The organism is Oceanobacillus longus (genome assembly GCF_042650085.1).
Classification (GTDB): Bacteria; Bacillota; Bacilli; order Bacillales; family Amphibacillaceae; genus Oceanobacillus; species Oceanobacillus longus.
The window spans coordinates 14,647-30,235 of the sequence record NZ_JBHSAO010000013.1 but is presented as its reverse complement, the minus strand read 5'-3'; the positions used below and the strand labels follow the sequence as shown (position 1 = coordinate 30,235).

Below are 15,589 nucleotides of genomic sequence, written 5' to 3'. Positions count from 1 at the left end.
AACAAGAAAGGTATCATGGGGAACCTCTCTGTACCTATGAAGAATTAAAACGTAAAATTGAAGACTATATTTATTATTACAATAACAAACGAATTAAAGGAAGATTGAACGGTATGAGCCCAGTTCAATACCGAATTCATACCGATCTAATCGTTTCTTAAAAACTCCAACTATTGGGGGTCACACCAACTGCAAGTATATTTCCCAGAGCGGTTGTCGAAGTGTCCTAGTTTGTAGTTTACCTCAACTACGAGTAATTAAATCAATAAAAATTAAGTAAAGATTTTTTTTTCATAATTGAAAAGATAGAAAGAACCGCTAAATAATAACATCCAGTGTTTTAAAGAATGTCTGCATTTGTTCATCCGTGCCAATAGTTATCCGAATATAGTCCTCTATCGGTTTTTTCTGGAAATGCCTTACTAAGATCCCCTTTTCTTTTAAAGAGGAATACAGTTGACTTGCTTCCTGTTCAGGATGTGTAGCAAAGATGAAATTTGTTTGGGAAGGTAAGACAGAAAATCCACGTTTATTCATCTCTGCTATCGTCCATTCTCTCGTTTGGATAATTCTATTTCTAGTATCGTTAAAATAATCCACATCTTTTATCGCAGCTTCTGCTCCATTGATTGCCAGCCTGTCTACAGTATAGGAATTAAAAGAGTCTTTAATGCGACCTAATCCTTCTATCAAATCAGGTTGTCCTAAAGCAAAGCCTACCCGAAGTCCTGCGAGAGATCTTGATTTGGACATCGTCTGTATTACGAGTAAATTTTCATAGGAATTGATTAAGGAAACCGCTGATTCGGAAGCGAAATCAATATATGCTTCATCAACAATAACAACTTGATCCGAATTGTGTTCCAAAATTTCTTTTACCGATTCAATTTCCAAATAAATACCTGTGGGTGCATTAGGGTTGGGAAAGATAACTCCACCTTCAGAATTGAAAAAGTCTTCAACAGGGATTGTGAAATCAGCGTTCAGAGGAACCTGTTCAGATTGTATATTAAAAAGTTTCGCATATACCGGATAAAAACTGTACGAAATGGCTGGATATTTAATTTTCCTATTTGAATCAAAAAATGCCATAAATGCGAAAGCCAATATTTCGTCTGAACCATTTCCAACAAATATATTTGCTTTCGATAAATGATGGAATGCAGCAATCTCCTCCTTTAGCTTATCAGCTGTTGGTGAGGGATAGAGGTTCAAATTTCGGTCTGTTTCCTCTATTATTGCTTTTATTACCTTGGGAGAAGGTGGATACGGATTTTCATTGGTATTCAATTTGATAATATTCGTTCTATTAAGTTGCTCCCCAGGAACATAAGGAACGCATCGTTTTGTCGCCTCGCTCCAAAATTTACTCACGATTTTGACCTTCCTTTTTAATATGCCTTTTCAATAGTTCATTTTTAACATCTGTTATGGAAATACCCATGAGTTCCATTAATACAAGTGTGTGATAGGTAAGATCCGAAATTTCACTTGTTGTTTCCTGCTTATCGTTATTTTTTGCCCCGATTACTACTTCTGTTGTTTCTTCTCCAACCTTTTTCAGTACTTTATCAATTCCTTTTTCAAAAAGATAAGAAGTATAAGCTCCGTCAACAGGGTTCACACGGCGATCCTTAATTCTTGCAATAATTTGATAAACGATATCATGTGATGGAACTTCACTTGTATAAAGCTCGTTATGAAAGCAGGTTTCTTCTCCGGTATGACATGCTGGACCTATTGGTTTGACTTGTACCAACAGTGCATCTGCATCACAATCAAAGGTTATTTTTTTAACCTCCTGCTTGTTCCCTGATGTTTCCCCTTTGTTCCAGAGTGTCTGACGCTTTCTTGAAAAGAACCAAGTTTCATTCGTTTGAATTGTTTTCAGTAAAGAGTCCTGATTCATATATGCCAATGTTAATACGCTCCCATTGTCTGCATCCTGTACAATTGCAGGGATAAGTCCGTCTTGACCAAACGAGAGCTGTTCGATGTTTATTTCCATTAGTTGTTCCTCCTGACAATGATGTCTTCCTCGTAAAGATATTTTTTTAAATCGGTTATTTTTATCTCATTATAGTGAAATACAGAAGCTGCTAGTGCTGCATCAGCACCTTCCTTTAATACAGTACTGAAATGTTCTTTTATCCCGGCTCCTCCACTTGCGACAACGGGAATATTAACCGTTTCAGCTATTATTTTAGTTAATGAGAGATTATAGCCGTTTTTTTCACCGTCTGAATCCATTGCATTAATTACAAGTTCACCTGCGCCAAGTTCTTCCCCGCGTTTTGCCCATTCAATCGCATCGAGTCCGGTATCTTTGCGTCCTCCGTTCGTGAAGACGTTCCACTTGTTCGATGCCACTTCTTTTGCGTCGATGGATAATACAATGCATTGACTGCCAAACTTCAAAGCGGCTTTTGTGATAAGACTGGGATTGTTTACTGCTGCACTATTTATCGATACCTTATCTGCACCGGAGCGGAGTACTTTATGAATGTCCTCCACTGTCCGAATTCCTCCACCAACTGTGAAGGGGATAGCGATTTCTCTAGCGACACTTTCTACAACATCAAGGAAAATATCCCTTTCTTCATTAGAAGCTGTAATGTCATAGAATACAAGTTCATCTGCACCTGCTTCATTGTATCTTTTTGCTAATTCGACTGGATCAGCAACATCTTTGATATTCTGAAATTTTTTCCCTTTTACAACGCGGCCTTTATCTACATCCAGACACGGGACAATTCGTTTAGCCAGCATTTTGATCACCTGCTGTTAGTTCTTCAAATTTCAATGTTCCATCATACAATGCCTTTCCGATAATTGCTCCATAAAGGTTAAGAGAAGCCAGTTTACGAATATCTTGCTTTGTAGAAACACCGCCGGAAGCAATGACATTCATATTTGTGGCGTTGTTAATGGCTTCCAGTTCCTCGAAGTTTGGACCTTGCATCATTCCATCCTTTAAAATATCAGTGTAAACAATCGTCTCCACTCCAAGTGCTTCCAATTCTTTTACAAGGTCAATTGCTTTTACTGTACTTGTTTCTGTCCAACCATCTGTTGCAACAAATCCATTACGTGCATCAATAGAAACTGCAATTTTCGAACCATACTTCTCTACGGATTCTTTTAAAAATTGCTTGTTATTAATGGCGGCTGTACCAATGATAACGCGTGAAACACCGGCAGATAGGTAATCATCTATAATATCCAGTGAACGAATACCGCCACCAACTTGAACAGGAATATTGGTATTTGCGGCAATCTCTTTAATTGCATCAAGGTTCAGTGAATCTCCTGTTTTAGCCCCGTCAAGATCTACCGTATGTATATATTCCGCACCTTTTTCCTGCCATTGGGAAGCCATTGCTGTTGGGGAATCTCCGTAGATTTTCTCTTTATTATAATCTCCTTGTGTAAGACGGACACATTTCCCGCCACGAATATCAATTGCTGGAAATAGAATCATGAAATCATCTCCCCATAGTTTTGTAGTAGTTTAATTCCGATATCCCCGCTTTTTTCTGGGTGAAATTGCATGCCTGTTACATTCCCTTGCTGAACAATAGCAGGAACAACTCCACCGTATTGCGTGCTGCCGACAAGAGCGTTTTCTTCAAGTGAACTAACTGCATAAGAATGAACGAAATAAACGTAAAAGTTTTCTGGCAAGTCGTTCAATAATGAACTTTCTTGATGCTTGGTGATAGTATTCCAACCCATATGAGGAACCTTAACGATATCTTTAATTTTGCTTACATTCCCTTTTAGAAATCCGAGCCCTTCCCAGTCACCATCTTCATAGCTTCTTTCATAGAATAGTTGCATTCCGAGACAGATGCCTAGAATGGGCTTTCCGGCAGCAACTTCCTGTTTCAATATGCTTGCCAAGCCGAGTTCGTTGATAGCATCCATCGCATCCTTAAAGGCTCCTACACCGGGAAGAATGATGGAAGAAGCATCTCTGATTATTTGAGGGTCGTTAGTCACGACAGAATCCTTATTTAATTTATCCAATGCAAATTGCAGGCTTTTAATATTCCCTGCACCATAATCAATGATTGCAATCATTACGTATCTTCCTTTCTTATTATAAACTTCCCTTTGTTGAAGGAACGCCTTTTATACGTGGGTTTTTCTGAGTAGCCTGATCTAAGGCGCGGCCAAATCCTTTAAAAATCGATTCAATCATGTGATGCGTATTTTTTCCGTAAGCCAGATTGATATGAAGGGTTACTTTTGCATTGCTGACAAAAGCTTGGAAAAATTCTTCAACGAGTTCTGTATCAAAGTTGCCAACTTTATCTTTTAATCCCTCCATATGATAGACAAAATAGGGGCGTCCGCTAATGTCCAAGGAAACGGTAGATAATGCCTCATCCATTGGAGTTGTCACCGTAGCATATCTAGTGATTCCTTTTTTATCACCTAGCGCTTTATGAAAAGCCTGTCCAAGGGCAATTCCAATATCTTCGACCGAGTGATGCTGATCGACTTCAAGATCACCATCACAATTTACTTCTAGGTTAAATAAACCGTGCTTTGTCATTAATGTTAACATATGGTCGAAAAATCCAATCCCAGTTTTAATGGAAGAAGTTCCGTCACCATCTATCGTAAAATCAAGGTCAATGGATGTTTCGCTTGTTTGTCTGCTTACTGTTGCTTTACGCATTTGGTTCATCCTTTCTGATCCGGATGGAATTTGCATGTGCTGTTAATCCTTCTACATTTGCTATCGTAATAATTTGATCGGCAGCATCTTGAATGGCATCTTTCGAATAACTGATAATACTCGATTTTTTTATAAAATCATATACACCAAGAGGTGAGGCAAATTTTGCCGTACCATTTGTTGGTAATGTATGATTTGGACCAGCAAAGTAATCACCTAGTGGCTCTGGTGAATAATTACCAAGGAATATGGCCCCAGCATTTTCGATAAACTGTACGTTGTCACTGGCATTTTTAATCATCAGCTGCAAGTGTTCCGGTGCAATTTCGTTGACGATTGTAAAGGCCTCGGTTAAATCAGAAGCAACAATAATCTTTCCGTGTTGGTTAATTGATTGTTCAATAATTTCTTTCCGTTCTAGTGTTGCTGTCTGTTTTTCAATTTCCAATTTTATTTGCTCTGCCAATGTATTGCTTGTTGCTATACATATTGCGCTTGCAGATTCATCATGCTCTGCCTGCGATAGTAAGTCTGCTGCAACATAGTTTGGTGGAGCTGTTTCATCAGCTACGACACAGATTTCACTGGGACCTGCAATCATATCAATTGCTACGTCACCGTAAACCCACTTTTTGGCTCTGGCAACATAAGCGTTTCCCGGACCAACAATTTTTGCTACCTTTTCAATCGTCTCGGTTCCGTATGCTAACGCTGCGATTGCTTGCGCTCCTCCAACTTTATAGATGGTATGGACACCAACTTCCTCGGCGGCAACAAGTACATAAGGGTTAACCTTTCCATTTGGCTGTGGAGGAGTGGTAATTACAATTTTCTTCACGCCAGCTATCTTTGCTGGAATGACATCCATTAAGACGGAAGATGGATAGGCAGCTTTTCCTCCTGGAATATAGACACCAACTTTATCTAATGGGGTAACCTTTTGTCCGAGCATGATTCCTGGTTCTTTATTCATGAACCAGGATTGTTCCTTTTGAGCATTATGAAATGATTCGATGTTTTCTTTTGCCTGTTTCAAGGCAGGGAGAAATGCTGGGTCCACAAGTTCTCTTGCTTCTTTAAATTCATCCTCTGAGACGGTTAATGAATTCAATTTTGCCCGGTCGAATTTTTCGGTGTAGCGGATTAGTGCATCATCACCATCTTTGCGTACGTGTTTAATTATTTCCAAAACTGTATGATCAAGCGCCTGCTCATTATTCATTGTGAAAGACGGGTCTTTCATTTCATTGGCAAATTGCTCTGCTGTTAGTATGTTCATTATTTATCACTCCAAAGCGGATTTTAATTGATTAATTAGCTGCTGAACCTCAGCAGACTTTGTGGCGAAACTCGCTTTATTCACGATTAACCTCGTGCTGATATTTTCAATTTCCTCAAAAACGGTTAGACCATTTTCTTTCAGTGTATTTCCTGTCTCAACGATATCCACAATATAATCTGCTAGACCAATAAGTGGTGCCAATTCGACGGAACCGTTCAGTTTCACAACTTCAATGGATTGGCCTTTTTTATCAAAGTGCCTTTTGGCAATAATCGGATATTTCGTTGCAATTGTAAGCTGTTGACTCTGTTTTAATTGCTGATCTTCTTTTCCAGCCACTGCAAATCTGCATTTTCCAAGACCTAAATCTAACAGTTCATACACATCGGCCTGTGACTCCAGTATATTATCTTTCCCAACAATTCCAATATCTGCAGCACCTTTATCCACATATGTTGGTACATCGATTGCTTTGACAAAAATGAGTTTAATTGTTTGATCATCATTATAGAAAACTAGTTTCCTGCTTTTCTCATGAAAATCATTAAAATGGATGCCTGTTTTCTCTAAAAGAGCAATCGTACTTTTTGCTGGGCGCCCCTTGGCTAATGCGATTGTAATAGGTTGCAATGTTAATCCTCCTTTGTACTCTCTATGAGCGATATTATCTCTTTCGTTTCAGAAAAGGTATGTTTCTTGTTATTGCTGAAAAGTATATTCTGTTCTTCCTCATAGTTTACTATATTTATGGAAGATAGCGGTTTTAAGCTACTGGACGCTTTGGAAAATGTTAAGACTTGATAATTTTGATTACGCAGTTCGTACGCTGCTTTTAAAGCTTCTTTTTGTTTTTCCTTTGTATAATAAATTATAATATCGACTGCTTGATCCACAGGTTCTGCCAATCCCTGCTGTTGAATTGCCTGCTGGAGAAAGTCAACTTCGAATGCAAAACCGATAGCAGGCATGGCATTGTTAAATTGTTTGCCGAGATTATCATATCTACCACCCATTAAGACAGGTTGGCCAACTTGATCAACAAATCCTTGAAAAATAATTCCCGAGTAGTAATTCATATTGTTAATTAATCCAAGGTTGAAAATGACATAGTCGTCTACACCGTAATCCTTCAGAACTTCATATACATCGATAAGATTATGGAGAACTTGCTGCATCTTATCACTTCGAATAATCTTCTCCGCTTGCTGGATGACACTGGCAGGTTCACCATATAACATCGGAATAGTCTGTATAGCTGTTTGCAGTTCTTCCTCAATCGGCAAATCATTTAAAAGAAGTTCAATTTCCGTTATATTTTTAGACTGAATTAACGTTTGTAAAAGTTCCAGTTCCTGTTCGGACAATGACGCCTGTTGGATTAGTTCTTTAAAGAATCCCGCGTGACCAATTTCTATCTTGAAATTTCGAAAATTAAGATCCTTTAATGTATGGATTGCCAGCATGATAACTTCTGAATCTATTTCAGGTGTATTTTCCCCGAAAAACTCGACACCTGCCTGTGTGCTTTCCTTCTGATTAGGAAGTCCACTAGATTGGCGAAATATGTCTAGTACGTAGAATAAACGCTGATTAAAGTCATTGGAATTCTGATTGGCTGCTGTTATTCTAGTAATAGGAATCGTTACATCCGGACGAAGAACGAGTACTTTTCCAGTTGTATCGATGACTTTAATCATTTCATCTTTATTTACAGTTCCAATTATGTCGGAATACATATCATAATTTTCAAATGTTGATGTTTGTACTTGTCTATAGCCATAAGTAGTAAAGCGATTTTTTAATGTAGCAATTAAATCATCTCTCATTTGAAAGTCTTCCACATTCTTATTTCTGTTTGTTTCCGTAATATATCGTTGCATTTATAAAACTCCTTTTTAGAGGTTGTTTATTTTATACCCTTTATCAATTTATCGCTTTATCACTTTAACTAAGTAAAGTTATCTAGTATTATAATAATTATATCAAAAAAAGTCAACCGAAAGAGGAGCGAAAAATATGTTTGATTATCATATCCACAGTAAGTTTTCAGCAGATTGCAATACTGCGATGGAAACAACAATTGAGAAGGCAATAAATATCGGTCTTGAGGAGATTTGTTTTACGGATCACATTGATTATGATTACCCGGATGAAGATTGGATATTTGAATTTGATTTAAATCAATACGATAAAAAAATAAAAGAAATGCAAGAAAAATATGCAGAGAAAATTCGTATAAAAAAAGGTGTGGAAATAGGGGTGCAGCCACACTTATCGGCAAAGCATAAAGATTTGATGAACCAGGAAACTTTTGATTTTGTCATTTGTTCCATGCATGCATCGGAAAGAAAGGATTTACATTCAGGAGAGTTTTTTAAAAACAGGACAGTAGAAGAAGCATATGGGATATATTATAAAGAACTATATGAGTGTATAAAGGACTTTAAGGATTTTCATGTGCTAGGACATATTGATCTAGTAAAACGGTATACAAAAGAGAAGAGTAAAGAAAACTTCCACGACATCATCGGTGATATATTTAAAGAAATTATCCCCGAAGGAAAGGGGATTGAGTTAAATACATCGGGTTTTAGATATGGACTTGAAAGTGGTATGCCAAGTATAGACATTTTCAAGCTTTATAAAAAATGTGGTGGAGAAATTGTTACTCTCGGTTCAGATTCCCATGTGGAAACAACACTTGCATATAAGTTCCATGAGTCATTGGAGTTACTGCAGTCCATTGGGTTAAACTATATTGCAACATATCAAAATGGCGAACCGGTTTTCCATAAAATAAGTACATTGTTAAAATAACATTGTGAAATAGGAAATTTATGTGACTTTTTTAGCTATACATCTCTTGGGAATGTTCCTAAATGGTATAATTAAGAAACATTACATTTTTTAAGCTGGTGTATTCATGAATTATATTAAAAAGCTTTTCTTGATTATAATAGGATCGATTTCACTCGTGTTAGGGATAGTGGGGATAATTCTCCCATTACTTCCGACGACACCGTTGCTACTATTGGCAGCAGCATGTTATATACGAAGCTCAGAAAGACTGTATAACTGGTTGATAACGAATAAATATTTTGGGTCTTATATTTTAAACTATAGAGAGGGAAAAGGGATACCGTTGAAAGCTAAGGTTGTTGGTGTAAGCTTATTATGGATCTCATTGCTCTATACTATTATATTTGTCATCCCTTTAGTCGTTGTGAAAATAGTCTTATTTCTAACGGGTTCCTATTTTACATGGTTTATACTAAAGCAGAAAACTTTGCGCAAAACGATATAAATGAGGGGAAGTTCTTGAAAAACAAACATATTATAAATATTGTAACCGTATCGATGCTTATTTCTGGAATATTGACGATCATCTATATGCCGAATAAGGCTAAATCCGAATTATTCCTTGGTGAGCCAACCGTTTTTATTCATGGTTATAAAGGGACAGCGAATTCTTTTGGATTTATGCTCAACAGGTTCGAAAAAAAATATGGATGGGGAAATAAGGGATTGGTCTATTATGTTTCCAAAGAAGGAAGAATACGTGATTATAATCTAAGTAAAGGTAAATATGCCCCAACCTTCGTTCAAATTATTCTAGAAAATAATCGAGCGGGTTTTGCAGATAGTACAGAATGGATTTCCTCGGTTCTTCTGCATATGAAAGAAAAGTATCAGATTGAGTCCGTTAATCTTGTGGGACATTCCATGGGAGGGATAATTTCCCTGAAATATACAATGGATTATGCAGGGGACGGTTATCCAAAAGTAAATAAATTGATTACCATTGGAAGTCCATTTGATGGAATATACAATGAGGACTATTTTCAAATTCATCAAGATGCAGCAGCAGAGGATTTAAAACCGAATTCACTTGCGCTTCAACTGTTAAAGGAAAGTACATTTCCAGCTGATATTAAAGTATTGAGTATCGGTAGTACGGGAGATCTTATTGCAACCCCCAAAAGTGTACAGGCATTACGAAGGATTATACCGATAGGGAATTATCAGGAAATTATTATTGAAAATAAACGATTGGGCCATAGTGCATTGCATGAAAATAAAGAAGTAGACAAAATGATACATTCTTTTTTGTGGCAAGATGATGGCCAATAACTTACAATAGATAAGGATTGTTTATGAAAAAAGTCAACAGGGTCTACTGCCTGTTTGTTGAATAATTTTTTAAAGGAATGATATGAGTGACAACGAATCATCATATGTACGATAAATTAATACAAATAACATCCAAGAGTAATGTGATGGTGAATGAGCTCTTAAAAAATCATACGTATACCCGTCTAGGGGGTAAGGCAGATTTTTATGTAACACCTGAAACTTACGAACAAGTACAGGACATTATAAAGCTAGCCAATCAGGAAAATATTACTTTTACGATGCTTGGTAATGGATCCAACTTAATTGTGAAAGATGGTGGGATTCGTGGAATTGTCATGAATCTCCAGAAGCTTGCTGATATAAAAGCGATTGGTAATACGATCATTGCCGGGAGTGGGGCGAGGATTATTGATACTTCCCGGGAGGCGTTAAATGAGAAATTGACCGGTTTGGAATTTGCTTGTGGTATACCAGGTTCTGTTGGGGGAGCCCTATTCATGAATGCGGGTGCATATGGTGGGGAAGTTAAAGATGTCTTAACGAGCACGGTAGTAGTCAACCGTGAAGGAGACATTCTGACCTTACCTGCCGAACAACTTGATCTGGATTATCGAACGAGTAATATACCTGATAAAGGCTATATTGTTCTGGAAGCAACGTTCACACTTGAACATGGAGAATACGATACCATTAAGGAAGTTATGGACGATCTGACGAATCGTAGGGAAACAAAGCAGCCACTAGAATACCCATCTTGTGGAAGTGTGTTTAAGCGTCCACCAGGCTATTTTGCAGGGAAATTGATCCAGGATAGTGATCTTCAAGGAAAGCAGATCGGTGGCGCACAGGTTTCGCTTAAACATGCAGGTTTTATCGTCAATAAAGATAATTCTACTGCAAAAGAGTATATAGATCTGATTCATTTCGTGCAAGCTACTGTAAAAGATAAATTTGATGTGAATCTAGAGCGTGAAGTCAAAATAATTGGTGAAGATTTAGTTCAATAACAAAAAAGCTGTGACCATCATATAGGTGATCGCAGCTTTTTTGCTATGGAGAGGATAACCGTTTCGCGGAATAAATGAAGAATTAGCGGGATTCATCATTGGGACCGCGGAAAAATTAAAGAATTAGCGGAATAAAGCTACGTATTCGCGGAATAAAGCATGCTGAGAAGTGAAGGCACACCAAAAAACTGCAATGTCCCCATCGAGGGGACATTGCAATAAGAATACATCTATCCTCTAAACCTGTGTAGAAATTCTTGCAGTCTCTCATTTGTAGAATGTTCAATAACTTGACTCGCTGTTCCTTGCTCTGCAATGACACCTTCGTCAAGGAATAACACTTTATCTGCTATATCAAGGGCAAAGTCCATCTCATGTGTAACAAGGACCATGGCCATATCATCATTTTTAGCGATATCACGGATAACCTCAAGAACTTCTCCAACTAATTCCGGGTCAAGTGCGGAAGTTACCTCATCAAATAACATAATTTTCGGGCGCATAACTAAAGCACGAGCCATTGCTACACGTTGTTTTTGCCCACCTGAAAGTTGACTTGGGTAATTATTTAATTTATCTCCAAGACCAACTCGATCTAGCATTTGAATGGATCGTTTCCGCACATCTTCTTTGTTTTCTTTTTTTACATGAATTGGCGCAGTCATGCAGTTTTCCAGTATGGTCATATGTGGAAAGAGGTTAAAGTGCTGAAACACCATACCAATATCTCCGCGGACTTCTCTTAAATGTTTTTCATTTGCTTTAACCATTTCACCTTTCTTTTCCATTTTCCATAGATTCGTACCGTCGACAATAATATCGCCAGATGTCGGTTCTTCCAATGTCATCAGCATTCGGATGATGGTCGTTTTACCGGATCCACTTGGTCCAATTACCGCTACTTTTTCGGCGGGTTTAATATCTAAGTTAATTCCTTTTAAGACTTTTACATCTCCAAAGGATTTGTGTACATCTTGGAATTTTACAATTGGTTCAGACATTACATCACTGCTCCTTTTTTCGTGCTTTTCACAGTCGCATTCTTATCAAATCGAGTGTTCATTTTTACTTCTAATTTTTTAATTAGAATTGCAGATGGATAGCTTAGTGTTAAGAAAATCATCCCAACAATTGTCAATGGCTCTAAGTAAGCCCAGTTCTGTGCACCGTAACTGTTAGCCATAAGCATTATACCAGCTACACCTATTGTTGAAGCAAGTGGAACCTCTTTAAACATAATAATAAAATAGTTTCCAAGCATAGGAATTGTTGGCGGTATTGCCTGTGGTAAAATAATCTTCTTCCATTTATCAATTGTCGTAAAGTTTAACGCACGTGAAGCTTCCCATTGGCCCTTATCAATACTTTCAATACCAGAACGATAGATTTCACCTACATATGTACTGAAGTGAATTCCAAGCCCAATTACTGCACTTGCGAAGGGGCTTAATGTTACACCTATGCCTGGTATCATCGGCCATGCATAGTAAATAAAAAATAACTGAACAAGAGGAGGTGTAGAGCGAATAAATTCCATTGTCCATGTAACGATAAAGTTTACTATTCTATTTGGAACTCTGCGTAAAAATGTCCAAACAAAACCAAATACGAGTGCAAATAGATAACATGTAATTGTTAGACCAACCGTTATACCTAAACCTTGTAGTACGAAAGGTAGCGCATCAAGAAATGTATCCCAGTTCCAGTAAGTAAAATTCATTAGCTAGCCACTCCTTTCTTTGAAATGCTTTCACCTTTTCTTGTTAAGGCTATCAATGGAAGTGCAATGATAAAGTAGAAAACAAGTACTAAGAAGTATACAAGTGGTGCTTGCGAGAGATTGGAACTTCTTATGATATCTCCGTAGTATAAAATATCATTCATTCCAATTAATGATACTAAAGATGTACCTTTTAACATTTGGATCGTATAATTACCGAACTCAGGAAGCATCATGCGTACAGCCTGAGGGAAAATAATCAGTCTCATACGTTGAAAACTGGACATATTGAGTGCTGTTGCAGCTTCTGTTTGTCCCTCCGCAACAGATAGGATAGATCCGCGGACAACTTCAGAAAGATATGCACCATAATTCAATCCAATTGCTATTACACCAATCCACCAATTGGAACCGAGTTCTATTCCAAAAAGCATGGGGACTGCATAGTAAAGCCAAAATAATTGAACGATTAAGGAGGTTCCACGGAATACTTCAACGTAAAAACCAGTGAATTTCCGAATGAACACATTTTTAGAAAGGCGGCATAAACCAGCAATAAAGGCCATCAAGTAAGCAAAGACTGCTGAGGCAAGAAGCACACTGATAGTTATACCAAGACCTCTGGCAAGTTGTGGGGTAATCTCAATGATTGCGTTAATCGTAATCACTCCTTTATAGGATTTTATGGTATTTTATTTCATAATAAACCAAAAATATTTAATAGGATCCGTAACATAATATGTAAAACAGGAAAATACCTTTCTAAACCGGAAAAAAACATAGGGCCAGTCCCCTGGGTGAGGGAACCGGACCCTATGGAGTCATACCTTCATGTAATCTTACTTATAAAGTTTTAAATATTAAGCTTCTCCGTTACAAATCTGTTCAGTTGTTACGGCATCTACTGGTACGAAGTTACTTTCTCCATTGAAACCGTTAGCTTCCAGTAGTTCAGAAATTGTTCCGTCTTCTTTTAATTCTGCTAGTTTCTCATTGTAAGCATCACGTAATTCAGTATTTTCTAAACTGAATGCCGCGGCACCAAAACTTGGCACGCCTTCAATATCTGGTTGTTCAAACGATTCAACAAATTCTAGTTCATCGGTATTAGCTGACTCTAAAGCCATTTTAACTGTCATTTCCGTACCTGTAGTAGCATCGGCACGACCGGATTGTACAGCTGAAAATGTTGCTGGAATATCCGGTGCTGTTTGGATTTGATCTTCACTTACACCTTCAGATTTTAGAAACTCTACTTCAGTTGCACCTTCCATAACGACAACAGTTACATCTGGGTTATTGGCAATGTCTTCATAGCTCTCTAAGCCTAATGGGTTTCCAGCTTCTACAATCAGCCCTTCACCATATTGCATCGTAGGTTCACTAAATGCTGCATTTTCACAACGGTCTGGGTTGATTGCCATACCAGCGGTAATAACATCAAATTGTCCTGCTTGTACTCCTGGAATTAGTTGGCCCCAATCAGAAAGTTGAGAATCCATTTCCTCAATACCAAGCTCTGCAAATACTGCTTTTGCAATATCAACCGATGCACCTTTTAATTCTCCATCTTCATATGCGTAGGGTGCCTCATTGGCAAAACCAATGGTAACTGAACCTTTTTCTTGCAATTCTTCCAATTTGCTTCCACTATCTTCACTTTCGCCTGATTCAGCGTTGGAATCACCCTCATCTGAACCGCAAGCAGCCAGAAGTAAGAGTATGGAGCCAAAAAATAATGTAACTAATAATTTTCTCAAAATCAATGACCTCCCTGTGTATTGTAGTGATGACAAACTATGTTTCTCTGTATGATGACTTTTTACTAGGTATATATCACCGTAAAGTGGTGAAAAAAATAGAATGGAAGAAATTAGGTTCCAACATTCATAAGTATAATGTTATAGATTTTTAGCTTATTCTTCAAACACTGTATTTTTAGATAATTTGTAAATTACCTTCAAATTCAACGTTTAAGTTATATAAGCTTTAAGTTACAGAAAGATACTCATAGATAATTCCAAATACTCTCATTTACACTAGATTTAGGAGGAAATAACGAATATATTTTGTTATATAACCATTGAAAAGTCGATAACTGTGGTTTAATCTGTATATAAAGATCGTTTAAGAAGGCGAAACGAAGTGGGGTTTTAATTAATGGGGACATATATAACTGTTGGAATTGTATCGTTGATCGTTGTAGTAATTGTTGTAGGCCTTTCGCTCGTAACATTGTCAAAAGGATACGGTTATAAGCATTCCGTCGATCCGCTGCCTGATGACCATAAGGAAGAAGATATGGAAAAGAGAGAAAACGAAAAATGAAGAACATGATTACTATTCTGTTATAAAAGGCTATTTTCGTAATGTTTGTTGTTTTTTAATCATTGAAGAGTTGAGATAAACTACGAACTAACTTATATCTTTATTGGATCCCAACTACAAAGCGACGTAATTTCTGGATAGTATTCTAAGATGTATGCTATTGCTGCCGTCCGGGATTACTCTGGGCGGATGCTTTCCGCGGGCACGGCCTCAGCCTCCTCGAGAAACCCACTCTGTGGGGTCTTCGGACACGTGCTGTTTCCACAGGAGTCACCGCCCTTCGCTCACCCGGACTGGTGAAGCTGTAGGATGTTATTTTATCTATTAGCAAGTGTAGTCATTGTCAGCAACCTTCCAGCTATGGGAAATACACGTAGACTTCTGCGGGAGGAAAGGCATAGGTGAGACTCTGAAATGCGTTAGCATGAAGA

Annotated in this window: 19 protein-coding genes; 6 read left to right on the top strand and 13 right to left on the bottom strand. The window is 37.7% G+C overall.

What is annotated here, in order from left to right; genetic code table 11:
* A partial coding sequence (locus ACFOUV_RS16590; protein ID WP_379497904.1) for an IS3 family transposase occupies positions 1-161 on the top strand: 161 nt, incomplete at its 5' end.
* A gap of 157 nt (positions 162-318) precedes the next feature.
* Here ACFOUV_RS16590 and hisC read toward each other — a convergent pair.
* Genes hisC through hisZ form a run of 9 tightly spaced genes read right to left on the bottom strand, consistent with a single transcriptional unit; the run spans position 319 to position 7,849 of the window.
* A complete protein-coding gene (gene hisC, locus ACFOUV_RS16585) occupies positions 319-1,374 on the bottom strand; it encodes a histidinol-phosphate transaminase (RefSeq protein WP_379497902.1) in 1,056 nt (351 codons plus the stop codon).
* Positions 1,367-2,008, bottom strand: coding sequence for a bifunctional phosphoribosyl-AMP cyclohydrolase/phosphoribosyl-ATP diphosphatase HisIE (gene hisIE, locus ACFOUV_RS16580; protein WP_379497901.1), 642 nt, complete (start codon positions 2,006-2,008; stop codon positions 1,367-1,369). Before hisIE ends, hisC begins: the two co-directional genes overlap by 8 nt.
* The gene (gene hisF, locus ACFOUV_RS16575; protein WP_379497900.1) at positions 2,008-2,769 is read right to left on the bottom strand and encodes an imidazole glycerol phosphate synthase subunit HisF; all 762 of its coding nucleotides are present in this window, start codon (positions 2,767-2,769) and stop codon (positions 2,008-2,010) included. The genes hisIE and hisF overlap by 1 nt, the downstream gene beginning before the upstream one ends.
* Complete coding sequence (hisA, locus tag ACFOUV_RS16570) at positions 2,759-3,481, bottom strand: 1-(5-phosphoribosyl)-5-[(5-phosphoribosylamino)methylideneamino]imidazole-4-carboxamide isomerase (protein WP_379497899.1); 723 nt, start codon at positions 3,479-3,481, stop codon at positions 2,759-2,761. The genes hisF and hisA overlap by 11 nt, the downstream gene beginning before the upstream one ends.
* Complete coding sequence (hisH, locus tag ACFOUV_RS16565) at positions 3,478-4,083, bottom strand: imidazole glycerol phosphate synthase subunit HisH (protein WP_379497898.1); 606 nt, start codon at positions 4,081-4,083, stop codon at positions 3,478-3,480. The genes hisA and hisH overlap by 4 nt, the downstream gene beginning before the upstream one ends.
* Before the next feature lie 19 nt (positions 4,084-4,102).
* Positions 4,103-4,687, bottom strand: coding sequence for an imidazoleglycerol-phosphate dehydratase HisB (gene hisB, locus ACFOUV_RS16560; protein WP_379497897.1), 585 nt, complete (start codon positions 4,685-4,687; stop codon positions 4,103-4,105).
* Positions 4,680-5,966, bottom strand: a complete 1,287-nt coding sequence (hisD, locus tag ACFOUV_RS16555) for a histidinol dehydrogenase (RefSeq protein ID WP_379497896.1) — start codon at positions 5,964-5,966, stop codon at positions 4,680-4,682. Before hisD ends, hisB begins: the two co-directional genes overlap by 8 nt.
* A 6-nt stretch (positions 5,967-5,972) precedes the next feature.
* Positions 5,973-6,599 (bottom strand): ATP phosphoribosyltransferase, encoded by a 627-nt coding sequence (gene hisG, locus ACFOUV_RS16550; RefSeq protein ID WP_379497895.1) that lies wholly within the window; start codon positions 6,597-6,599, stop codon positions 5,973-5,975.
* A gap of 2 nt (positions 6,600-6,601) precedes the next feature.
* Positions 6,602-7,849, bottom strand: coding sequence for an ATP phosphoribosyltransferase regulatory subunit (gene hisZ, locus ACFOUV_RS16545; protein WP_379497894.1), 1,248 nt, complete (start codon positions 7,847-7,849; stop codon positions 6,602-6,604).
* A gap of 136 nt (positions 7,850-7,985) precedes the next feature.
* On the opposite strand from hisZ, the gene ACFOUV_RS16540 reads away from it, so the two are divergent.
* From ACFOUV_RS16540 to murB, 4 genes are all read left to right on the top strand, one after another.
* The gene (locus ACFOUV_RS16540; protein ID WP_379497893.1) at positions 7,986-8,786 is read left to right on the top strand and encodes a histidinol-phosphatase HisJ family protein; all 801 of its coding nucleotides are present in this window, start codon (positions 7,986-7,988) and stop codon (positions 8,784-8,786) included.
* Between the two features lie 106 nt (positions 8,787-8,892).
* A complete protein-coding gene (locus ACFOUV_RS16535; RefSeq protein ID WP_379497892.1) occupies positions 8,893-9,273 on the top strand; it encodes a YbaN family protein in 381 nt (126 codons plus the stop codon).
* Between the two features lie 14 nt (positions 9,274-9,287).
* On the top strand, positions 9,288-10,100 hold the full coding sequence (locus tag ACFOUV_RS16530) for an alpha/beta fold hydrolase (RefSeq protein ID WP_379497891.1): 813 nt from the start codon (positions 9,288-9,290) through the stop codon (positions 10,098-10,100).
* 86 nt (positions 10,101-10,186) lie between these two features.
* On the top strand, positions 10,187-11,110 hold the full coding sequence (gene murB, locus ACFOUV_RS16525) for a UDP-N-acetylmuramate dehydrogenase (RefSeq protein ID WP_379497890.1): 924 nt from the start codon (positions 10,187-10,189) through the stop codon (positions 11,108-11,110).
* 230 nt (positions 11,111-11,340) lie between these two features.
* Here murB and ehuA read toward each other — a convergent pair whose 3' ends face one another.
* From ehuA to ehuB, 4 genes are all read right to left on the bottom strand, one after another.
* The gene (gene ehuA, locus ACFOUV_RS16520; protein WP_379497889.1) at positions 11,341-12,111 is read right to left on the bottom strand and encodes an ectoine/hydroxyectoine ABC transporter ATP-binding protein EhuA; all 771 of its coding nucleotides are present in this window, start codon (positions 12,109-12,111) and stop codon (positions 11,341-11,343) included.
* Positions 12,111-12,830 carry an ectoine/hydroxyectoine ABC transporter permease subunit EhuD gene (gene ehuD / locus ACFOUV_RS16515; protein ID WP_379497888.1) on the bottom strand — a complete coding sequence of 240 codons (720 nt, stop codon included), beginning with the start codon at positions 12,828-12,830 and terminating at the stop codon, positions 12,111-12,113. Before ehuD ends, ehuA begins: the two co-directional genes overlap by 1 nt.
* A complete protein-coding gene (locus ACFOUV_RS16510) occupies positions 12,830-13,489 on the bottom strand; it encodes an amino acid ABC transporter permease (RefSeq protein WP_379497903.1) in 660 nt (219 codons plus the stop codon). The genes ehuD and ACFOUV_RS16510 overlap by 1 nt, the downstream gene beginning before the upstream one ends.
* A gap of 201 nt (positions 13,490-13,690) precedes the next feature.
* Positions 13,691-14,590 (bottom strand): ectoine/hydroxyectoine ABC transporter substrate-binding protein EhuB, encoded by a 900-nt coding sequence (gene ehuB / locus ACFOUV_RS16505; protein WP_379497887.1) that lies wholly within the window; start codon positions 14,588-14,590, stop codon positions 13,691-13,693.
* A 400-nt stretch (positions 14,591-14,990) separates the two neighbouring features.
* Between ehuB and ytzI the strand changes: the two genes are divergently transcribed.
* On the top strand, positions 14,991-15,158 hold the full coding sequence (gene ytzI / locus ACFOUV_RS16500) for a YtzI protein (protein ID WP_379497886.1): 168 nt from the start codon (positions 14,991-14,993) through the stop codon (positions 15,156-15,158).
* Positions 15,159-15,589: the final 431 nt, after the last annotated feature.